This window comes from Bacillus sp. FSL K6-2944 (genome assembly GCF_038005385.1).
In the GTDB taxonomy this organism is placed as follows: domain Bacteria; phylum Bacillota; class Bacilli; order Bacillales; family Bacillaceae_G; genus Bacillus_A; species Bacillus_A cereus.
On record NZ_JBBOTE010000004.1, the window covers coordinates 143,082 to 164,492 of the forward strand.

Genomic DNA, 21,411 nt, shown 5'->3' on the forward strand with positions numbered 1-21,411 from the left:
GGGTTTTTAGAAAAAGAGTATACTTAATATTTAGTAGCATACACCAAGTATCTGGTGTTTTGATTATGTATCAAGCTAAATAGCATTAGATTTTTTTATACCTAGGTATTACCCACTTTAAGCAGGCCGTAAGGACGTTAAGTGAGTATAAAGCGATTGGTATGATTCAGGATTATCCATCTCTTTTGTATCAATCTACACAGGAAAATACCCACGAAAGAACAAAAATCCTAATCTGCTTGAGCCATTCCTCCTACAGAAGAATGGGCGCTAAATCGTACAGATATGAGAAGAAGACTGTCTTTGATATCATGGGTGTTTTCTATGAAGATAACGAATTGAAAAAATAAAAGAGAGCTGCATAATGTAAAAAATGAAACCCATACAGGCTTGACTTAGTTTAGAAATGGTTTAATTTGATGAACGGGAAATTCAGGTTGTTCTCGCTTTTAAGTTGATGGGCATGTTTACATCAACTTTATAATAAATTAACTTTTCATAAAGAGGAGATTATCTATCATTCTTTACAGGAAAGTTGCTCTCCACGTCCATATGGGTGGTGTTTTTTTTTGTATACCGATACATCATGCTTGCGAATATCGTGGCACAACATATTCCACAAATAATGGCTAAAATAGGGTATCCATCTATTAATGCAAAACCAATAACAGGGCCGAATCCTGTTGCTGGGACCAGTGGATTTATTCCTAAATTGCTACTCATTTCTTACTCCCCTCCTTTTGTACGTACAATGAAATTGTAAGAGTTTTTCTGGAAAATTCAGAATTGAATAATCTGAATTTACAAAAAATTTTGATGATATAACAGAAATTCTCTAAATTAATTTTAAAGAGTGCTGTTAGAACATATACATTGTAATGAATATGACTTATTAATGAATATACATATAATTACCTTTCGAAAAAGTAATTTTTATAGAAATCGTAAAAGACCCACTATGTAAAAGGGAATGAATGGGATGGAGTAAAATAGTCTTTATGCAAATCCCTTTTTTTATCTATAGTAATTGGCAACCGCCTTGTATAATTTATTTTTGTAAAATGGTTTGCTTATATTAGATGTATTTTTGCTGAAAGTCCTGTATTTGGATTTCGAATCGCTTTTTGGTGTATTCATCAAGAGGCTTGTTTCGGCATTAGGTTGACGTCGTTGGGATGATGAATACTCACTACGCAACTATGACTGTTGATAAAAGTTAATCGGCCTACGCATCTATGTTCGAATTGAAGAAAGTAATGAGATGTCCTTAAATTTGAATGGGAAAATTTTAAATAACCCATGTGTTGCTTAATCAGGAATGCAATAATCAATCTAAATTATTGTTTAATAGTAGGAATGAAAATAGCGTGAAAGGAGAATAGATATGCAACAACAGTCTCGAAAGCAACAAGTGTATAAATCTATAAAGTTAAATATTATGAATAAAATATATCAAAAATGGAAGGTATTTCATCAATATCGTTTAGCAACTCAATTTGAGATAAGTCGTATTTCTATTCGTCAAGTCCTAACTAAATTAATAAGGGGAGAGTATGTAAATGCTTATGTTAAATCAGCGATGTTTGTTTTGTATAATGGATTAATTTGCTCAAATATGCGCAAAGAAAGAGAATGGATATGAAAAAACGAATAGTGTTTGTCCTTACTTGTTTGCTGATATTGGGGGGAGGATATTACGTGCAACAAAGGATTTTACTTGGTACAGCTGATGCAACGGTTCAACAGACGATTTTGATTAAGCCTATTGTACCAAGTACACAAAATGTAAAAGAGCAAGAATCATCAATGAATATTAGTTCCGTACCCATGAAACTCACTTTTCAGCGAACACAAGGCACGGTTAATATTCTTCCAGTAGGATTAGACAAAGACGGGAGAATGGTTGTGAAGGATGGTTTAGAAACGGCCTCGTGGTATCGGAACAGTGCGATCCCTGGCAATTCAGGAAATTCTTTAATTGCAGGGCATCGAGATTGGAAAGGTGAATTAGGGGATTTTCAATATTTAGAAACGATTCAAAAAAACGAAACAGTTCTTATTCAATATGAAGATAAAGAAATTCGCACATTCCAGGTTGTAGAAAAAAATGTATATCCGATGAATGAAGTGCCTGAAGCGGTTATGAATATACAAGGGGAATCACGTGTTACTCTTATTACCTGTACAGGTGAATTTATTCGAGAGAAAGGAGGGTATCAGAGTCGTATAATTGTTATATTGCAATTGGTATAAGATTTTTTTCATATAGATAATTGAGTAAAAAGGGGGACTAAGAGTGGGAAATGCTTTATGGGTTTGTGGAATAATATCTGTTCCACTTGTATTTTTGTATTATATGTATATCACATTTATTTCACTTCTACCTAGATATAATTCCAAAGATAGGAAGCTCCCTTTAGAGAAAGAAAAACCGTACTTTATTTTTTGTATACCCTGTTTAAATGAAGCGAAAGTAATTCAGAAAACAGTAGAATCTTTATTACAATTAGATTATCATCGTTTGCTTGTCGTTGTAATTGATGATGCTTCAGACGATGATACGGTCCAGGTCGTCCGACAGATGAATGATAGTAGAGTCCGAGTGTATCAGAGAAAGTATCCACAAGCACGCCTTGGTAAAGGAGATGCGTTAAATGATGCATATCAAAAAATTTGCAAAGCGGTAAATCGTCTATCTATTGATCCTCACCAAGTTATCTTGACGGTTGTAGATGGAGATGGTCGGCCAAGTAATAATATTTTACAAGAGGCACAACATGCTTTTGCAGATTCAACGGTTGGGGCTGCACAAACGAATATTCGTATGACTAACCGAAAAAGTTGGTTATCTTTTATGCAAGATGTGGAGTTTTATTCTAGTGTGGCAGCGATTCAAAATAGTCGTGAATATTTACAGAGTGTTGGGTTAGGAGGAAATGGACAGTTTTCTCGATTGAGCGCCATGCAAGAATTAGGGGAAAATCCTTGGTCAAGTTGTTTGTTAGAGGATTTTGATTTTGGTCTATCTTTATTAATTTGTGGATGGAAAATCCGTCATCTATCTAATAGTATAATGTATCAGCAAGGTGTTACATCAATCACTCGCTACATTAGACAACGAAGCCGCTGGGCACAAGGGAATATGCAATGTCTTCGGCGATTAAGAGAAGTTTCACAAGCAAAAATACCTTTTCTCGCAAAAATTGATATTTTGTATTTTTTATTACAGCCGTGGACAAGTTTAATAGGTAGTTTGATTATGGTCTTATCATGGGGATTGATAGGGGTGTTTCTGTATTCATATGATTTTCAATTTTTTATTGAATCCAAACAATGGATATGGAATGTATCAGCTCTTTGTCTTTGGGGGTTTTTAGTTTTCGGACCTGGGTTATTTTGGGGGATTCGTTATTATCAAGTCACTAAGAAGGAGGCGGCGAACAGCTGTACTTTTGGGCAATGTGCTTTAGCGGGAGTAAGTATGCCACTGTATAATTTACTAGTAATTCCAAGTGTGTGGTTAGCTTGTTGGCGTCAATTGATAAGAAAAAAAGACTGGTTGAAAACGGAAAGAATAGAAGAAAATCATATAAAAGAATAGAATGTTTTGTACAAACTAATTTTCAGTTCCGTGATGCAAGGAACCTTTTGTCTGTCTCTCTTAGTACGGTTGCTATTTTAAGTAGGAACCGAATGGCTAGGCTTTCGGACGCTATTTCTTTCTGTCTCCTTCTTATATCAAGTTATCTAAGAATCTCATGTAGCTTGTTTATCAAAACTTTGGCGAGAATACTAAATTACAAAAATTCATCTCCCACTTATCGCTGGGAGATGAATTTTACAAGCTTGGGAGGAGTATTTTTCTTGCTAATGCTTTAGCATTAAATGAATAGAATATTTTTATATTATGTTGGAATGTTGTTTTTAGACAACATGTTCTTCATTGCATTTTTTGTATTACTTATTTACAACGCCACACAATCATTAATTTAGGAGGGTAACAACAGTTAGTTTATATTTATAAAAATCTATAAGTAACGATAGAATATTTATAGATAAAAAATATTGATGTGGTAAAATAGTTTCATGAGGTGAGAAACATGAAACTATATTCAATTGGTGATTTTGCAGAAAAGATAGGTAGGACGGAACAAACTCTTAGGAATTGGGATAAAAATAATAAATTCAAGCCACATCATGTTTCTGTTGGTGGCACTCGTTATTATTCGCAGGAACAACTTAATCATTTTCTAGGGATTTAAACGCTTCTATCAATTTGTCGCGATATGAATTAGCAAGCTAACACCTAAAAAGTTACTGCTGATATGTAGGGTTCGTTGTATCCGAATTTACGCCCTCGGAGTGTTATATCAAACAAAAGTAGCTTCGGCAAAATTGGACACGTAGAACAGGGAAATAAACATGATTTATAGATTTTTATAAGTTTATGGCAACGGTTATAAGTATGTTTCATTCAGACCCATAAACAACAAATAGGCCCATTTAACGAATTAACGTTCAGATACCTGACGTCAGCAGATGTCAAAGCGTATTGGGATATACGATTACAGGCCTTTCAAAAATATCCTGATCGTTATTATCGAGATTTAACCGAAGAAAAAAATAGATCTCTTACTATCGTAGCTAAAATGCTTGAGGACAGAAATAAGATAGAGACTACTTTATAGCTTGGTAAATATAGATAGTTACTAAAAAATATCTATTTCATTACTTAAAAATAAAATGTACAGAAATATCAACTTTTCTGTGCATAAAAAAGCACCTAACTCTATTACATATCAAAAAAACAGCTTCTTTTTAAAATTCACATAAAGTAAATGCCCCTTTTGATGGTTCCATCACAATATTCCTATCCGTTGTTCGCGTCGTATATATCGAATATAGCCTGTCAACTGAAATTCCTTTGTTTCTTTTGGATCGTTAAAATACTATCTTCAACCGATAAATACTCCATTATCTACTTCGTCTTCATTTTTATACATAATAAAACCTTTTTTCGGTTATTTTAATAATTGAGCATGTGTCTCACGAATTTTGGTAATATGCTAAAGACCTTTGAATTTTCTGTTATTTGGGGTGCGTGAGGTAAATTTAATTTTTGTATCTGTTTGAAATCCAGCTTATTCTGTAAATGTAGACTGAATTGGTTTCTTTATGAGAACTTTTTTATTACAGCCCTCCCGAACGAGAAAGCCGATGCCCCTTAGGGATGGGATGAAAGAGAGGTTGGATACAGAGTGCTACTAAAAACCATAAGAAGTCAACACGTTTAAAAGTTCGTGCCGTATTAACCGACCAATTGCGACTTATTGAAGCACATATAGGAAACGTAAGTTTCGTAGTGTTCGTAAGAAGTTAGGAGAAACGAAGAAACTGAATGCCCTTCGACAACTTGATGATAAGGAACAAAGGTGGATGCAAGACCAAGACAGTAAAGTAAGTCGTGAAGTCGTCGATTTCGCAACGAATCATACAATTTCTGTCATTCGGTTAGAACAATTAACGAACATCAGACAGACGGCACGAACAAGCTGTAAAAACGAAAAGAATCTACACACTGGGTCATTCTTTCGCCTCGTGCAATCCATCGAGTACAAAGCGAAAGTAGTTGGTATACAGGTTGAATATGTGAATCTTGCTTATACAAGTCAAACATGTCCCAAATGCACGAAGAAGAACAAGGCACAAGATAGAAAATATAAGTGTCCATGCGGATTTGAGAAACACCGCGATATCGTTGGAGCGATGAATATTCGCTACGCAACTGTGGTTGGCGGTAACAGTCAATCAACCTAAGAACCTATATGATCTGTCTTAGGGGGGGTCATGACACACCCTCATCTTGAAGGCTGTTCAAACAGAAATGGACTGCGAACGTTTCGTCATTCAGGAATCCCATCCGTTACACCGTAAGGTATAGGACTTGCGGCTTTAGCCGTGGGAGTGTCAATTAATTATATGAAAAGGTGATATAGATGTTAGAAAATTTAACGACAGAAATTCGTAATAATAAAACTATGAATTTAGACGAGATGTCAATCATGGAAATTTTAACTACAATGAATGAAGAAGATGCAAAAGTAGCTAACAGCGTAAAATTGGAGATTCCACAAATTGCAAAAGCTGTTGAAGCGATTATATCAGCAAAAAAACAGGGCGGGCGCTTAGTTTATATTGGGGCTGGAACAAGCGGACGGATTGGTTTATTAGATGCTGTAGAATGTCCACCAACGTTTGGAACAAATTTAAAAGAAATAGTGGGGTTAATTGCTGGTGGTGAAAAAGCTTTTATCCAAGCAGTAGAAGGTGCAGAAGACCGTAAAGAATTAGGAATACAAGATTTGAAAGACATTTATCTGAAAAATATAGATGTTGTAGTTGGAATTGCTGCGAGTGGGCGGACCCCTTATGTAATTGGTGCTTTAGAATATGCAAACTCTATTGGTGCTCAAACAGTAGCGATAAGCTGTAATAAAGGATCTATAATTGGAGAAAAAGCAAATATTGCAATTGAAATTAATAATGGACCTGAAGTACTAACTGGATCTACTCGATTAAAAGCGGGGACAGCTCAAAAGTTAATTTGTAATATGCTTTCAACAGCATCTATGGTCGGGTTAGGAAAAACATACGGAAATTTAATGGTGGATGTACAGTTAACAAACGAGAAACTAGCAGAACGCGCAAAACATATAATAATGGACGCTACGGATTGTGATTATAAAACAGCAGCATTATATTTAACACAAGCTGATAATAAACCAAAAACTGCAATTGTAATGATTCTAACAGGTTTTTCAAAAGAAAAGGCTATGCAACGCCTACAAGAAACACAAGGATTTATTCGTCAAGCAATTAAACCTGCAAAATTGTGAGGAATTTAATATGGATAAATACCAAAATATAGCTTCGAAAATATTAGAGGCGATGGGTGGAAAAGATAATATATTATCTTATACACATTGTATGACTCGCCTCCGAATAACGGCAGTAAATCGCAATCAAATAAATGAAGAGGCTATCCAACAAATAGATGGAGTCCTTGGAGTTGTGGATGATGACACATATCAAATTATTTTGGGGCCAGGTGTAGTTACAAAAGTGGCAAAACAATTTCATATTATGAATACACAAGAAGCAAACGTGTCTCTTAATCCATCCTCGTCTTTTACGGAAGATTTACAAATAAAAGGTGCTCATATCAAAGCTGAACAAGCGAAAAAAAATAATACACCTTTTAAATCGTTACTCAAAAAAATTGGAAATATATTTATTACTTTAATACCGGCCTTTGTCGGAGCAGGTTTAGTTTCTGGTATTACATCTATTTTACAAAATAATATTACTATCGGAACATTAAACTACGCTACATGGCAACCGTATATCACTATTATGAATATTATTACAAATTCTTTATTTAGTTATTTGGTTATTTATGTTGGAATTAACGCAGCTAAAGAATTCGGAGCAACACCAGCTTTCGGTGGAATTATCGGGGGCGTAACTCTTTTAACAGGAATGCCACCCAATTCTCCAATAAACAATATATTTAATGGTGAGCCATTATTACCGGGGCAAGGTGGGGTTTTAGGTGTTCTATTAGCTGTTTGGATATTATCAGTTTTTGAAAAACAGTTACACAAATGGATTCCAGATGCACTAGATATTATTGTTACACCCACGATTGTATTGTTAATGGTGGGATTAATTACAATTTTTTTGATTATGCCATTCGCTGGTTTTTTATCAGATAAATTAATGTGGGGTATCGACTGGATATTAAAACATGGTAGTATCCTTTCAGGAATGGTACTCGGAATGTCATTTTTACCACTTGTTATGTTGGGTTTACATCAGGTGTTAATACCAATTCATATTGAAATGATTCATTCATCAGGTACAACACAATTACTTCCTATGCTTTCAATGGCAGGAGCAGGACAAATTGGAGCAGCCATTGCTTTATGGGTCCGCTGTAATAAGAATTCAGAATTGACAACTGTAATAAAAAGCGCACTTCCTGTCGGTATCCTTGGGATTGGTGAGCCACTTATTTATGGCGTCACATTGCCATTAGGCCGCCCTTTTATAACGGCTTGTATTGGTGGTGGTATTGGCGGGGCAGTCATAGGTCTATTACAACCGGTGGGAGCCATTGCAATTGGACCATCTGGTATAGCTTTAATTCCTTTAATCGCAAACGGAGAATGGTTAAAATATATCATTGGATTATTTACCGGGTATCTAGCTGGTTTCATCCTAACGTATTTTTTTGGTATTCCCAAAGAAATACGTTAGGCATAAAAATTACTACTTAGTGCTACTATATTTGAAATGATAAATGTGACAATCAATATGAAAAGAATTGAATCCTGTTCCGTACAGAATTCAATTCTCTATTATGGTCTAAAGTAAGATAATTCTTTTGGAGATGGCTGCGAGCTTCGCAGCTTAAATTATAGATTATTATGTATTTGTTTCCGTATTTTCCGAGATGGCCCCTCGTTTGTTAAAGCTACTTTCGTTTGATATCACACTCCTAGGGCATAAATTTAAAACGCGCATTCTAGGTTAGCGATAACGCAACCAATTGAAAGGTGTGTGGATTTCTCTGGCTATTTCATGGCCATCCTTCCAGTATATATCCGTTCGGATAAAAGCAAATTTTTCTGATTGCACCGTAATTTGAATATATCTTATACTAAGGAAACCACGTATCAACTTTGATATATTTGATTCTACATTTTGCACACGTATACTGTATTTTTATTTCGAATTTATATAATTTTTGTTGTGCAATGGTTTTGGATAAATATTTACTCATCATTCCCAGTACAATTCCACAAGGTCTGATTTTCGCGATTGTAAGTGTTGTATCTGCTTTTCAAGTGGTATCATCTTGCTTGTTTTGACGAAACGATGATTCTTCTTATTTCTTTTATATTTAAGAGAAACTTTACATTTTGATACTCCCACGGTTAAAGCCGCAAGTCCTATACCTTACGGTGTAACGGATGGGATTCTTGAATGACGAAGCGTTCGCAGTCCATTTCTGTTTTGAACAGCCTTCAAGATGAGGGTGTGCCATTCCCCCTCCTAAGACGACCATATAGGTTCTTAGGTTGATTGACTGTTACCGCCACCACAGTTGCGTAGCGAATATTCATCGCCCCAACGATATCACGATGTTTCCCAAATCCACATGGGCACTTGTATGTTCTGTCTTGCGCCTTGTTCTTTTCAGAACATTTCGGACATGTTTGACTTGTATAAGAAGGGTCCACATATTCGACCTTTATGCCAACTAATGTCGCTTTGTACGCGATGAATTGTGCGAAACGATGGAATGACCAAGTGTGTAGATTTTTTTCGTTTTTACGGCTTGTTCGTGCCGTCTGTCTCATGTTCGTGAGTTGCTCTAATCGAATGACAGAGATCGTATGATTCGTTGCAAAATTAACGATTTCACGACTTACTTTGCGGTCTTGGTCTTGCATCCATCTTTTTTCTTTGCTTCAACCATTTCAGATACAAGGGCATTCATGACTTTTATATACTCGTGGCTACTTGGTTCCAATAGCATGATTTGTTGTTTTGTTGGAAGCAATGTAACTTTAACTGTGATGGTTTGTGGTACAAGTTTCACCCCCTCGTTTTTTGATTTTCAACATACTTTTGTATTATCTCACTTGATACATTTCCAGCAGTAGAAACAAAATAAGAACGCGTCCATAGGCTCGACAAGTGTTGAAGATGAGGAAACTCTTCTCTCAAACGTTTTGATGTCACTCCTTTGATTTTTGCCATTGTATCAGCAGGACTACGTGTTGGAGGTGTATGTAAGAACAAGTGAACGTGGTCTTTGTCGCATTCCATTGCAACAATAGAAATATCCAATTCTCCGCATATTTCTTGAATCAACTCTTTGAAACGTTCTTCTACTTTTGTATGAAGAAAAATCTTTCTTCTGTATCTTGGGCAAAACACAAAATGATAGTTAAGTAATGACACGGTTGTTTTGGTTTTTCTATAATCATTCATCATGCTTACATTGTATCTGTTAGATTACAAAACTACAACAAAAAACATAAAAGATACCAACATTTTGGATACTTAGAGTGCCACAAACCTTACGGTTTTTAGTAGCACTTCGTATCCAACCTCACTTTCATCCCATGCCGAAAGGCGAGGAGAGCCCAAAAGTGAAACGATTCGGCTCGTATACTGGGGAAGTTCAAAGGGAAATAAGGTTTACTTTGAGAGATTTTATCGTGCAGTTGAGCAAGAACATTAGGACTATTTTTCGCCATTTTAAGTTACAAGGAATCCTAGTATACATATATCATTTTGATTTTCAATGGAATGTGACTCTTAACAAATCCCTAATTTAAAGTTATCATTACTATTTCTGTATGTTAAATTACATTTCAAACATGTATTGTTTAATAGCTACCTAACATCTTAAAGAAAAAATCTATTTTACTCTTCATAATACTCTTAAAAGGAGAGTAACAACAGTTAGTTTATATTTATAAAAATCTATAAGTAACGATAAAATATTTATAGATAAAAATATTGATATAGTAAAATAGTTTCGTGAGGTGAGAAACATGAAACTATATTCAATTGGTGATTTTGCAGAAAAGATAGGTAGGACGGAACAAACTCTTAGGAATGGGGATGAAAATAATAAATTCAAGCCACATCATGTTTCTGTTGGTGGCACTCGCTATGATTCGCAGGAACAACTTAATCATTTTCTAGGGATTCGCAATAAAGAAGAAATAACTAAAAAGGTGATAGGCTATTGTAGAGTTAGTTCCCATAAGCAGAAAGATGATTTAGAAAGACAAATTGAAAATGTGAAAACCTATATGTTTGCCAAAGGTTATCCATTTGAAATCATCACAGATATAGGTAGTGGGATTAACTACAATAAAAAAGGATTAAATCAACTAGTCGATATGATTACAAACTCAGAAGTTGAAAAGATAGTCATTTTATACAAAGATAGATTGATTAGATTTGGAGATGAACGAATTGAAAATCTATGCGATAAGTATGGTACAACTATTGAAATCATAGATAACACAGAGAAAACTGAGGAGCAAGAATGAGTTGAAGATTTCATTCAGATCATCACAGTATGTAGTTGCCGTCTGCAAGGGAAAAGGGCGAATACAGCTAAGAAGATGAGTAAGGAGTTAATGGAAAATAAGTGAGAATCAAGCCGAATAAAGAACAAGAACATCAACTTCGGAAATCCGCTGGAACAGCCCGATGGGCTTATAATTGGACAGTAGGTAAACAAGAAGAAAATCACAAGCACGGTGGTAAATTTCTATCTGACGGCATCCTTCGTAAAGAATGAACAGTTCTGAAACAAGTAGCAGAATATGCATGGCTATAAGAAGTATCCAATAACATGACAAAGCAAGCGATTAAAGATGCTTGTGAAGCATATAAGCGATTCTTCAAGGGACTGGCTGATAACCCACGATTCAAAAGCGGAAGGAAATCAAAACCATCTTTCTATAACGACAATATCAAGTTGAAAATAAAGAAAAAACAAGTCTTGATTGAGAAAGTTGGTTGAAGGAAAACATCCGAAAAGCTACCTTTAGATGTTACATACTCGAATCCAAGAGTTAGCTTTGACGGTAAGTATTGGTATTTGTCTGTAGGTATGGAACAGGAGTTTGAAAAAGAGAAGCTAACGGATGTTTCATTAGGAATAGATATTGGAATCAAAGAATTAGCATATTGTTCTGATGGTCAGAAAAAGAAAAATATCAATAGAACAAAGGTAGTAAGACAGGCAGAGAAACGCCTTCGTAGGTTGCAACGTCAAGTTTCTCGCAAATATGAAAGGAATAAGGAGGGAAACCGTTTTGTCAAAACGAGCAACATTATAAAAATAGAGCAAGAGATACGACAACTATATAGAAGATTATCAAATATCAGAAATAATCATCTTCATCAATCAACGAGCGAAATTGTGAAAACCAAGCCATTTCGTATTGTGATGGAAACTTTGAATATCAAAGGTATGATGAAGAATAAACACTTGTCTAAAGCTATTGCGAAGCAATATTTATATGAGTTCAAAAGACAAATACAATATAAATGTGAAAAATATGGTATTGAATTTGTAGAAGCTGATACATGGTATCCCTTTTCAAAAATGTGTTCAAATTGCGGAAACATCAAAAAAGAACTAAAACTTTCTGACCGAATATATAAATGCAATTGTAGTCATGAAATCGATAGGGATTTAAACGCTTCTATGAATTTGTCACGATATAAATTAGCAAGCTAACACCTAAAAAGTTACTGCTGATATGTAGGATTCGTTGTATCCGAATTTACGCCCTCGGAGTGTTATATCAAACAAAAGTAGCTTTGGCAAAACCGGACTCGTAGAACAGGGAAATAAACAAACTTTATAGACTTTTATAAGGTTTTGGCGACGGGATTACCTCAGCTGTTTGACAAAAAAATGTGTAAGGGTAAAATTTTAGGATTTTTAGCAAACGAAGATGTTGGAATTTGTATATTGACTGGTAGGAAAACAAAATATACAGCTGTGCTATCCAGAAGAATATAATATAAGTAGGTTGAGGGGAAACATGAAAACTAAACTAGTCTTTATCACTGGTGCTCCTGGTGTTGGAAAAACTGAAACAGGACAAAAATTAATTCATTTTTGTCCTAATAACTCCGCCTTAATAGACACTGATAAACTTGGTAGCATTCAACCATTTAAGATAGATGATGATTTTTATGAATTAGTGGGTAAGAATCTTAAGGCGTGTATTAATAATTTTCATAATCATAAATATCAATTATTGATAATTACTGGTGTATTAATACCAGAGGGCATGTACAAACATATCATAGATTTTGTTAGCGATAAAACAAAGTTTGAGTATAAGATATATGGTCTTCAAGCGAACGAAGAAACTATTATTAATAGAATTAATAATGATAATAAAGGTCAAAATCCAATTCAACGAAAAAAATGGCTGCATGTAAATGACGAGATATTACATATTGAAAAAATACAAATTATTGATACGACAAATTTTTCTATTGGTGAAGTCGTATATGCCATTAGGCTTTTAGAAATGCTCTGAGGTGGAATAATACCGTCTATCCACATAATAATTTTTGTATCTGTTATTTTTGTGTTTTTTCATTTGTTATTTTAGCGATGGTAACCGGTTATATTATCTTACCGGCTATTTTATTTTCTATAAAAAGTACTAATAGATGTTGAATGGTTCAGTTGAAAAAACGGAAAGTCATTTGTACTTTTTGACCATATGCATTACTTGTATACCATTTAATAGAGTAGCGGATATTTATGATGTTTAAATAGAAAAAATTTTGATATAACGTGAATGGAAAAAGTATAGACTGCTGTAGAGTCGCTGTAAATAGGAATATCGATATTGTTTGCGAACGAGCACTTATTTTGAGGAGCGCTCTTCCATTTGAAAAGGAATCTTGAATAGAATATTTCCTCCTAGTTATTTTGGAATGAAACATGCTACAATGAGGGGTAATCAAGATGATTGCATAAGGAGGGAATTGTGGTGGATGAGAAATTAGATATGTTAATGAAGGTAATGCAAGAAGGATTTGATGGCTTGAACAAACGTTTAGATGGATTAGAGAATCATTTAAATGTAGTAAAGACTGAGGTTGCCTCATTACGTGAAGACACTACAATTGTGAAGCAACAAGTGGTAAGGATGAGAAAAGATACAAGATACTTGGAAAAGAAATATCAACAGCACGATAAACAAATTTCTGAATTGGAAGATCAGATGCATAAAGCGTAACGGTTATTATAAATCACATAGGTAATTCATATGCAATGGATAGACACTACAATATATCAGCATCCTAGAGATGGCGATGTTGTGGAGAGAAACGGATATATTGTTATTACGGGTTAAGTTATGGGGCTGAAAATAAGAAGTTATCGTATTTCTTGTTCAGTCATTTTTAGTACAGGTTTTTTAAGTTGTTTAAACCCAAAAACAACTTGTGAAAATAGAGATGGTTTCTAGCCATAAAAGCATGTAATAGTTATGGGAATGTGTAATACATGTGGGATTGTTTGAACGAATCCGTTCTATAAATCGCATAGAGATTATAAATACAGCTAACACTGTCAAAAAGGAAGTAATATGCCTATTAGCGTAGCATAAATAGCGATAAAATAACCTTTGTAACAAGGGAGTTAGTTTGGCTGTCTTAGGACGAATTCTTTAGCTATAGTGTTGAGGGAATATAAAAACTTTTTTGGAGAACAAAATGCTTCCGCATATGGTTAATTTTGTACACCAACATAATCGTAGAAATGACACTCTTTTAATGGTGCAAGCATATATTTAAGTATAGGTTTCCATTTATGGTCATCTATTTGCTCATAAGAACGCCTTTCAAGCATAGAATTTACTTTAAGAGCAAACTATTCTTTAGAGGTTGCTCTCTTCTTATGATTGACGATTTTATCTTATCGATTCAAAATCTAGAAGACCAATATACAAAAGACCGATGCATTGGTTAACTTTACAAAATATGGGTGGGGATATGTATGGATTGCTATTCCAAAATTATTTTATCAAATGGGAAAGAATATATGGTACCGCTTCGTTTTAATGAACTAATTGGAAAAAAGCTAATTAATGGAGAAAGAGAATTGTTTAATACATGGATTTTAGTTCCTCATATAGATGTAGAAACAGGAAAGGAACTGCAAGTGGCTTTAAATTCCTTATACATAGTAATAATTGAGGAATTCAATGTAAAAATGCAACCCAATATTCCATTAATATTTAGAAGTGAAAAAATAAATCAAGATTAGGGCTAAAAGTATCCATTTGGATGCTTTTATTTATATTAGTAAGGAGAAACTAACCTAATAAAATGCCCCCATGATATATGGGGAAAGGTTATAATAAAAGCGGATGAAGAGCGACTATATACGATAAAGAGGAACTTTATGAATGAGATATAAGCGCTCATCATCCGTTTAAATGGAAAAGTTGAACGAGAACATATGATCTTTGTACATAGAGTATAGGTGTAGGATACAAAAAAAGAGATTTATTTAAGTATAAATCTTTACGTATGTTCTTCGCTCATTATTAATATGCAACATATTTTGGTTTTTTATACCAATAAAATTAAATTTATTTGTTACGAATTTCTACTGGAGTAAAATAAAAGAATTAGTATGAGAAGGGTTATATTGTATTTTGGATAGAGAAAGAACCTACAAGCAAAGGAAAACGAGCGGCTGTATGACTGCAACAAAAGAAAGTAATGGCTTGATCGTTATTCTGAATAACAAACGCGCTCCTTATCCTTCGAGAAATGATTGAACGGATGAAGCATATACATGTTTATACATTTTAAAGAAATAGAATAGCTAATTGGGATCATTTCATGTATAGATTACAGTGTATATTTCTTCATCCACTTGTAGTATGTACATATTTTGGTTTTCGATACCAAAAAGGTGCATATAATTAAGGGAACATTCATTCAATATTGTTAATGGGGAAAGATAAGGAGGAGAGAGAATGGAATTAACTCAGCTTGAGAGGGCAATGATTGTTACTACATTTATGGCATCATTGGGGAAAGTAGAACTTGAGACGTTGATAAATGAATTTACATTTGAACAATTAGAGATAGAACTTGAAGAGATATTAAATGAGGATATAACACTCGCACAAATGATAGAGGCGGGAAGAAGTGGAATTCACAAAATTATTCAAGATTTATTAGGTGAAAGTTGACAGATAGTGAACTTACCCACAATTTAACGTCCTAACGGGCTGTTTGAAGTGGTGGCTTTTTGGGAACTAGATACGTTTATTAGCATTCTATATTTACCAATCTATCCCTAAATAAAAGACCCATTACTATAGATTGTAAATTCTATCCAAGCTAGATTGTTTCCAGGATAATGTTTAAATCCCACAGCACATAGGTATGGCATCCCAAGTCAATACTATATATCGAGTAACAATCATGTATTAGCAAATAGTAATAATGCAAACATCGACGATTTGATTTTACAAGTTAATCCGAAGATTGCTTTTCTATAAAACATTTGGATTTTTACTCTGGATAGACAAAATTATCCACCGTATAATCTTTTTTCGGTCCTTTATAGTATTTCAAAACAAAAAGGCGGGTTATATGTAGCAATGGAACAAGATTACTACAACAATCATTAGCGGATATGATTCGCCATAAAAAAGGAAGGTCTTCTGAATTGAAGAATCTTCCTTTTTATAATTACATGTAAGTCCCATTTATAGATGTCACCACGATTTCCAATGGTATGTATATGATTTTCTCATCATGATTGATTTCAAATAAAATTTGAAAGGTTCCAACCCGTAATCGATATCAATCTGTGTAACCCTTCATACTTTTAATATCTCCTTCAGGAGGGATCTCAAGAAGAGCCTTCAATCCTTCAGCAATTTTTTTGTATTCCTTTTTCTTGCTTTGCAGTACATTTCACCGCGGACTTATGGTAAATCAATTTGTAGCCCGAATTCACGTATATCCTTCTTCACTATTTAGCTGTTCTATTTCTTGTATAGACAATGATTCATGATTTGGATCCGCCATATCAAGTTTTCCCAATCGTTAGGTTTCTTTTTGGAGCGTTGAACAAGAAATTCTAAAAAATCAAACGCTGCTTTTGCATCTTGTCAATCCAGATAATCTATCAATTGATACAACTCATCTTTTCGAATAGCCATGAACTATCCCTACCTTCTTTGGTATTGTTTTTCATGTCTGCATTCCATTAAAACAATTTCTATACAAGCACAATCTTTGATTTTCGATTTTATTTCTAGCTTATCTCAAGAAGGAAATTTGCATGCCAAAACACTAAAGGAATGTACGAGTGATTTAAAAAAATTTGTATTCTGGTTTGAAAAGGTGTGTGGAAAACATTCTGAGGATACTCTTTTCATCCAATAGAAGTTACCGCTCGTACTATTGCCTGATATCGAGAACATATGCAAATGACAAGATTATTAAAACCTGCTAGGATTAACCGGTGTATGAATTCTATTAAACAGCATTTTGACTCGGCTAAGCAAAAAGGTCTTGTACAAACGAATGTATCCATATTAACAAGGTTAATATCGACAGTACGTGATCGTGCAGCTGAAAATATATGGAGAAAGCTCTGTTGTCTTTGTGACAATGCTCAGAAAAAACAATTAGAAAAACTCCTTCAGGTAGACCAAAAACAAAGGTTATGGGAATAATACTCTAATTTGTTTACAGAAATTTCGTAAAATACAGACAGGAAATAGGAAAGGAATCACTACAAAAATTAAAACAATAAATACATACGATGTTGCCAAATATAGTACTGGATAGGTACTCATATGTTAATTACTTTGGAATAGTACAATGATTTATCCTACTTTTCTATGTATAACAAGAGACAAAGGATGCAACAAAATGATGTACCAATACATTTAAAATTTGAGAGTAGTAACACCAGCGATGTATACGGGACTCTAATCCGAATTGTTACATGGTATATTTTTCATGTATATTTTTTACTGAAAACGCTGTTATATTTATATTATCAAAGTAAAACAGCCACAAAAAAAGTAGCCGAGGAGGCGTTATGAATGAAAAAACCTAACAAATTTTCAGTCGTTATTCCAGTAGTTAGTGTGTTAACGATAGGTAGCATTCTGCCAATTACTTCTTTTGCAGCTGAAACGAACGGACGTCCCCATTCCAAAACCAACCTAACACATAGTATGCACTCTAAAATAAGTGTTGATAGTAAAATCCATTCTCCAAAAAAATCAAAAAACAAAGCAGGAGCTGACATAAGTGCGAGTACAGATACAAAAGCAGGAACGGATACAAGTACGAGTACAGGTATAAAAGCAGGAACGGATACAAGTGCGAGTACAGATACAAAAGCAGGAACGGATACAAGTGCGAGTACAGATACAAAAGCAGGAACGGATACAAGTACGAGTACAGGTATAAAAGCAGGAACGGATACAAGTGCGAGTACAGATACAAAAGCAGGAACGGATACAAGTACGAGTACAGATACAAAAGCGGGAACGGATACAAGTACGAGTGCGGATATAAAAGCAGGGACGGATACAAGTACTAACACAGATTCGGTATCGGCTATAGATATGGAACAATTTAAAAAAGATCTTAAGACAGCAAATGAATACATGCCACCGGAACCTCAATCTGATGGCAGCAGAAAACAATATTTGCCAGGTCATGTTACGAATCCTGCAACGGTTGATGTCACACCTTCTTTGGAGAAATTTAGTGACGTAAATGCGACAGAAACAAAAGATATAACAACAGCGGACGATACGCAGGAGGCTACGTATGAAAATGTGACGGATTTAAATCAAACACACATTACACCGTCTAAAACGATTACCAATACAGATTCCTTTACGTATTCCAATACAGAAGGAGCAAAATTAGGTATAGAATTGGATCATACATTCACTGCAAACGTGGAGATTCCAGGTATAGGAGGGGCTGGTGGATCTACAACTGAAAAAGTGTCTACTGAATTCTCTTATAATCATACAAGCTCGAATACAACTACTCATACAGAACAAATTACCCTACCTTCTCAAACGCTTGTAGCGGCACCGCATGGAACAACACACTATTTAGGTAAAGTCCAACGTGTTGAATTTTCTGGGAAAATGGAAGGTAGCGGTTATCTGACTGGCACAATAGATACCGAGCAGTACTTTACGTATCCTGGAGAAGAGGGGCATTGGAACGGCCGAGCGGATGATCCTAGAAATGTAAAAGAAAAATTGGATATTTATGATGTATTTAAAAAAGCGCTTACAAATCAAGCTTATAGTGGATTACCAAATTATATAGAATTAGATAATGTAAATAAAAGAGTCATTTTAAAGCAACCAATTACATCTACCTTTACAGGAAAATTAGGATTTAAAGCTGACGCAAAAATTGAATTTATACCAAGTGATCCAAATAAACCGAAAGTTCAAATGTCTTTAACAGATTACCAAAACCCTGAAAAACGTGCTCAATTATTAAAATAATGAAAAAAGATTGTGTATAGAAACAAAACCAAATTATTATATAAGGTTCCCCAAATAAATTTGTAAGCTAATTTATTTGGGGAATCCTTGTTTAAAGATACAAGTTAATAACTTGGCAAGAAAAATAATGACAATGAAAATAAAAAAGATTGTGCTGATGGTATGTTGGGCACCATAAATTGAATAATTTTCTATTTTTGTATACAAATAATAATATCCGCTAATATGTAGTGTGTGATGCGGTATCGTTGTTACATGTTCGTTTGATTTTTTATTCGTAAAATTACATGTTTATTTTGTTTTTTTTTTGACGCTCTCATGGCTAAATCCGCAAGTCTTACACCTTACGATCTTTTAGCAGCGTTCTGTATCGAATCTCACTTGCATCCCATAGCCAAGACCGATGTGAGTGAAGCCGTTATGTAGGATGTTTGTACGGTGTCCAGCACTATTCATCCAGGCGTGCCCTACTTCTTGAGGTATACGTTGGACCTTGAGTAATGTTTTCCCTTGCAAAGAACACCAAATTTATTCATCATATCAAATGGAGATGCATATGTAGGGCTGTTATGATTAAAGTAGTTATTGTTTTGCACGCTCAGTGTTTGTTAATTCAATAGCGCGTTGTTCGAACTCTCTTGAAGATGTTGTTTCATGATGTGTGTCCTTTCTATACAAAGTGTTAATAGTTGTTTTTGACAACCTGGCTGACGGTTCTGGGGTATACTTCAAATGATGTTAAAATGTATACAAAAAATATGCATTGTTAATGTTTATAAAAATAATTTTTATACAAAAGTAGTTTGAAATTAAGATAATAAAAGAACCAAAGCATCTAACTCAGCAGCGGTAGTGGGCGGGACCGCAAGTACCCTCAACTTCTAAAAGTAACGCAAGTATAGGATTCATATAAATAAACTCTTTTAATAAATTTTAAAAATGCTATAACGCATTTAATTGTTATTAAACCGTATATTTGTCCTGAAATACGGCAAACATTCGGAATATCTGTGTTGCTTTCTATGTTTCTCTATCCTATATATTTCGTGTGAAAAAGTTCTGTTATAAAGTTTGAAAAAATATAGGCTCGTTTTCAAACTTTAGTTAGCGTTTAAGAGGTTCTGAGTAACTGCTGTAAATCTTTACGTGTCGAAAAGAGAAGTTTGGAAGCTCGCTTCTCTTTTTTTATATAACATGAATGGTTTCGTTTCATTGTTAGACATATAAAATCTGACAGGTATTATCACTATGTAAACAAATATTCCTGATTCATACTAATAGCCAGACTTTGTATAGAGTAATAGTATCAGTATGATTAAGATGTGAATTATCCGCCACTTAACGTCCTAACAAACTGTTTGAAGTGGGGGCTTCTTGGGAACTAGATACTTTTGTTAGCTATCTATATTTACCAAGCTATCAACTTCCCTTAGAAAAAGAAAATCAGTTTTATATTGTGCAGGTGTAGGATATTTGATGGATGTATCTATGCATGTTTGGGATTCTTGATACGAACTCATTCTATCTGCAAGCATTTTGTTATATACAAAACGAACGCAACCAAATGTTTTTGCGAAAAATAATCGTTGTTCATCATTCGGATAGATATGATACTTATATGCTTTCAACATGACCTCCACCGCACTTTTCACCTTGATTGTCAATATTCTTTTAACTACATCTAGTGTTGCGTCACCAGTAGTCGCTAAACAGAAACTTCTTGACCAAAACATTTCTTTCCACCGTTTCTTTTTTACTTGCGGAAAATCTCTCTTAATGAGTCGAGACCTTGCACTTTTATAAGCCTGAATAAACTTTGTCGTTTCTGTATTGGGATGTACCTTGAACAAAGTCGGAGCATGGTCTACACCATGATGCTATCCGACTAAAGTTACATTGTATGTTTTAGACAGTCGTACAAAGTCGTACAAACATGTCTGTTACATAGTTTGATATAGTATCATCAAATACATTTCTTTTATATTTTACAATTAATACAAGATGATCATGCAATCAGAATACTGTATGATCATCACGATCTCATTTCATTGATATATCAACCTTTTATCTTGATAAGACTAATTATATCAAAACAAAAAAATAAAAAGCCAAGTCAAGTTCTTTTTGGCTACGCCAAACCGAAATTCATCTCCCTTACCGTTGGTCTCGCGCCCTTCACACGATTGAGGAAGGAGAATTCTTTCGGATTGTGCGTTAAAAACTCGTTGTACAAGTGTTAGATTTTTGCACTATC

Annotated in this window: 14 protein-coding genes and 8 pseudogenes; 16 read left to right on the forward strand and 6 right to left on the reverse strand. The window is 34.4% G+C overall.

Annotated elements, in window-relative coordinates; all coding sequences use genetic code 11:
* Positions 1–131 precede the first annotated feature (131 nt).
* Positions 132–350, forward strand: a pseudogene (locus MHH55_RS31065) (IS4 family transposase); the annotation flags it as partial.
* Between the two features lie 160 nt (positions 351–510).
* Here MHH55_RS31065 and MHH55_RS31070 read toward each other — a convergent pair.
* Entirely contained in the window at positions 511–723 is a 213-nt protein-coding gene (locus MHH55_RS31070; RefSeq protein WP_078187191.1) for a hypothetical protein, read from the reverse strand.
* A gap of 661 nt (positions 724–1,384) precedes the next feature.
* Between MHH55_RS31070 and MHH55_RS31075 the strand changes: the two genes are divergently transcribed.
* From MHH55_RS31075 to MHH55_RS31105, 7 genes and pseudogenes are all read left to right on the forward strand, one after another.
* On the forward strand, positions 1,385–1,642 hold the full coding sequence (locus MHH55_RS31075; protein ID WP_078187190.1) for a GntR family transcriptional regulator: 258 nt from the start codon (positions 1,385–1,387) through the stop codon (positions 1,640–1,642).
* Positions 1,643–1,698: 56 nt separating this feature from the next.
* A complete protein-coding gene (locus MHH55_RS31080; protein ID WP_176116604.1) occupies positions 1,699–2,253 on the forward strand; it encodes a class F sortase in 555 nt (184 codons plus the stop codon).
* Positions 2,254–2,296: 43 nt separating this feature from the next.
* Positions 2,297–3,601 carry a glycosyltransferase family 2 protein gene (locus MHH55_RS31085; protein ID WP_078187188.1) on the forward strand — a complete coding sequence of 435 codons (1,305 nt, stop codon included), beginning with the start codon at positions 2,297–2,299 and terminating at the stop codon, positions 3,599–3,601.
* Between the two features lie 499 nt (positions 3,602–4,100).
* Positions 4,101–4,259, forward strand: a pseudogene (locus MHH55_RS31090) (MerR family transcriptional regulator); the annotation flags it as partial.
* 1,081 nt (positions 4,260–5,340) lie between these two features.
* Positions 5,341–5,817, forward strand: a pseudogene (locus MHH55_RS31095) (RNA-guided endonuclease TnpB family protein); the annotation flags it as partial.
* Between the two features lie 179 nt (positions 5,818–5,996).
* Positions 5,997–6,896, forward strand: coding sequence for an N-acetylmuramic acid 6-phosphate etherase (murQ, locus tag MHH55_RS31100; RefSeq protein ID WP_078187187.1), 900 nt, complete (start codon positions 5,997–5,999; stop codon positions 6,894–6,896).
* Between the two features lie 10 nt (positions 6,897–6,906).
* Positions 6,907–8,319: a PTS transporter subunit EIIC gene (locus MHH55_RS31105; RefSeq protein WP_078187186.1), complete on the forward strand. Its 1,413-nt coding sequence runs from the start codon at positions 6,907–6,909 to the stop codon at positions 8,317–8,319.
* An 819-nt stretch (positions 8,320–9,138) separates the two neighbouring features.
* On the opposite strand, the pseudogene MHH55_RS31110 reads toward MHH55_RS31105, so the two are convergent.
* Together MHH55_RS31110 and tnpA (MHH55_RS31115) are read right to left on the reverse strand one after the other, a co-directional pair.
* A pseudogene (locus MHH55_RS31110) lies at positions 9,139–9,533 on the reverse strand (RNA-guided endonuclease TnpB family protein); the annotation flags it as partial.
* A gap of 130 nt (positions 9,534–9,663) precedes the next feature.
* Complete coding sequence (gene tnpA / locus MHH55_RS31115) at positions 9,664–10,065, reverse strand: IS200/IS605 family transposase (protein ID WP_078187185.1); 402 nt, start codon at positions 10,063–10,065, stop codon at positions 9,664–9,666.
* A 566-nt stretch (positions 10,066–10,631) separates the two neighbouring features.
* Here tnpA (MHH55_RS31115) and MHH55_RS31120 point away from each other — a divergent pair.
* The 8 genes and pseudogenes from MHH55_RS31120 to MHH55_RS31160 all read left to right on the forward strand — a co-directional run bounded on the left by MHH55_RS31120 (position 10,632) and on the right by MHH55_RS31160 (position 19,157).
* Positions 10,632–11,243: pseudogene (locus MHH55_RS31120) on the forward strand (IS607 family transposase).
* Positions 11,240–12,340 (forward strand): annotated as a pseudogene (locus tag MHH55_RS31125) (RNA-guided endonuclease InsQ/TnpB family protein). The pseudogenes MHH55_RS31120 and MHH55_RS31125 overlap by 4 nt, the downstream one beginning before the upstream one ends.
* A 310-nt stretch (positions 12,341–12,650) precedes the next feature.
* Positions 12,651–13,157 carry an AAA family ATPase gene (locus tag MHH55_RS31130; RefSeq protein ID WP_078187183.1) on the forward strand — a complete coding sequence of 169 codons (507 nt, stop codon included), beginning with the start codon at positions 12,651–12,653 and terminating at the stop codon, positions 13,155–13,157.
* A gap of 462 nt (positions 13,158–13,619) precedes the next feature.
* Positions 13,620–13,868 (forward strand): hypothetical protein, encoded by a 249-nt coding sequence (locus tag MHH55_RS31135; protein WP_078187182.1) that lies wholly within the window; start codon positions 13,620–13,622, stop codon positions 13,866–13,868.
* A gap of 761 nt (positions 13,869–14,629) precedes the next feature.
* Positions 14,630–14,899 (forward strand): hypothetical protein, encoded by a 270-nt coding sequence (locus MHH55_RS31140; RefSeq protein ID WP_078187181.1) that lies wholly within the window; start codon positions 14,630–14,632, stop codon positions 14,897–14,899.
* A 721-nt stretch (positions 14,900–15,620) separates the two neighbouring features.
* Positions 15,621–15,839, forward strand: coding sequence for a hypothetical protein (locus MHH55_RS31145; protein WP_078187180.1), 219 nt, complete (start codon positions 15,621–15,623; stop codon positions 15,837–15,839).
* Between the two features lie 1,290 nt (positions 15,840–17,129).
* Positions 17,130–17,339: a hypothetical protein gene (locus tag MHH55_RS31155; protein WP_254849754.1), complete on the forward strand. Its 210-nt coding sequence runs from the start codon at positions 17,130–17,132 to the stop codon at positions 17,337–17,339.
* 375 nt (positions 17,340–17,714) lie between these two features.
* A complete protein-coding gene (locus MHH55_RS31160) occupies positions 17,715–19,157 on the forward strand; it encodes an ETX/MTX2 family pore-forming toxin (RefSeq protein WP_340882083.1) in 1,443 nt (480 codons plus the stop codon).
* Positions 19,158–19,511: 354 nt separating this feature from the next.
* Here the strand turns inward: MHH55_RS31160 and MHH55_RS31165 are convergent.
* The 3 genes and pseudogenes from MHH55_RS31165 to tnpA (MHH55_RS31175) all read right to left on the reverse strand — a co-directional run.
* Positions 19,512–19,811 (reverse strand): annotated as a pseudogene (locus tag MHH55_RS31165) (CAP domain-containing protein); the annotation flags it as partial.
* 740 nt (positions 19,812–20,551) lie between these two features.
* Positions 20,552–20,788: a helix-turn-helix domain-containing protein gene (locus tag MHH55_RS31170; RefSeq protein WP_078187233.1), complete on the reverse strand. Its 237-nt coding sequence runs from the start codon at positions 20,786–20,788 to the stop codon at positions 20,552–20,554.
* Positions 20,772–21,170, reverse strand: a pseudogene (gene tnpA, locus MHH55_RS31175) (IS200/IS605 family transposase). Before tnpA (MHH55_RS31175) ends, MHH55_RS31170 begins: the two are co-directional and overlap by 17 nt.
* Positions 21,171–21,411 lie beyond the last annotated feature (241 nt).

Coding starts and splice junctions, on each gene's coding strand:
- MHH55_RS31070 (WP_078187191.1), bottom strand. CDS start 723: ATGAGTAGCAATTTAGGAATAAATCCACTGGTCCCAGCAACAGGATTC.
- MHH55_RS31075 (WP_078187190.1), top strand. CDS start 1,385: ATGCAACAACAGTCTCGAAAGCAACAAGTGTATAAATCTATAAAGTTA.
- MHH55_RS31160 (WP_340882083.1), top strand. CDS start 17,715: ATGAAAAAACCTAACAAATTTTCAGTCGTTATTCCAGTAGTTAGTGTG.
- MHH55_RS31105 (WP_078187186.1), top strand. CDS start 6,907: ATGGATAAATACCAAAATATAGCTTCGAAAATATTAGAGGCGATGGGT.
- MHH55_RS31140 (WP_078187181.1), top strand. CDS start 14,630: ATGGATTGCTATTCCAAAATTATTTTATCAAATGGGAAAGAATATATG.
- MHH55_RS31145 (WP_078187180.1), top strand. CDS start 15,621: ATGGAATTAACTCAGCTTGAGAGGGCAATGATTGTTACTACATTTATG.
- MHH55_RS31170 (WP_078187233.1), bottom strand. CDS start 20,788: ATGTTGAAAGCATATAAGTATCATATCTATCCGAATGATGAACAACGA.
- murQ (WP_078187187.1), top strand. CDS start 5,997: ATGTTAGAAAATTTAACGACAGAAATTCGTAATAATAAAACTATGAAT.
- tnpA (WP_078187185.1), bottom strand. CDS start 10,065: ATGATGAATGATTATAGAAAAACCAAAACAACCGTGTCATTACTTAAC.
- MHH55_RS31155 (WP_254849754.1), top strand. CDS start 17,130: ATGAATTCTATTAAACAGCATTTTGACTCGGCTAAGCAAAAAGGTCTT.
- MHH55_RS31130 (WP_078187183.1), top strand. CDS start 12,651: ATGAAAACTAAACTAGTCTTTATCACTGGTGCTCCTGGTGTTGGAAAA.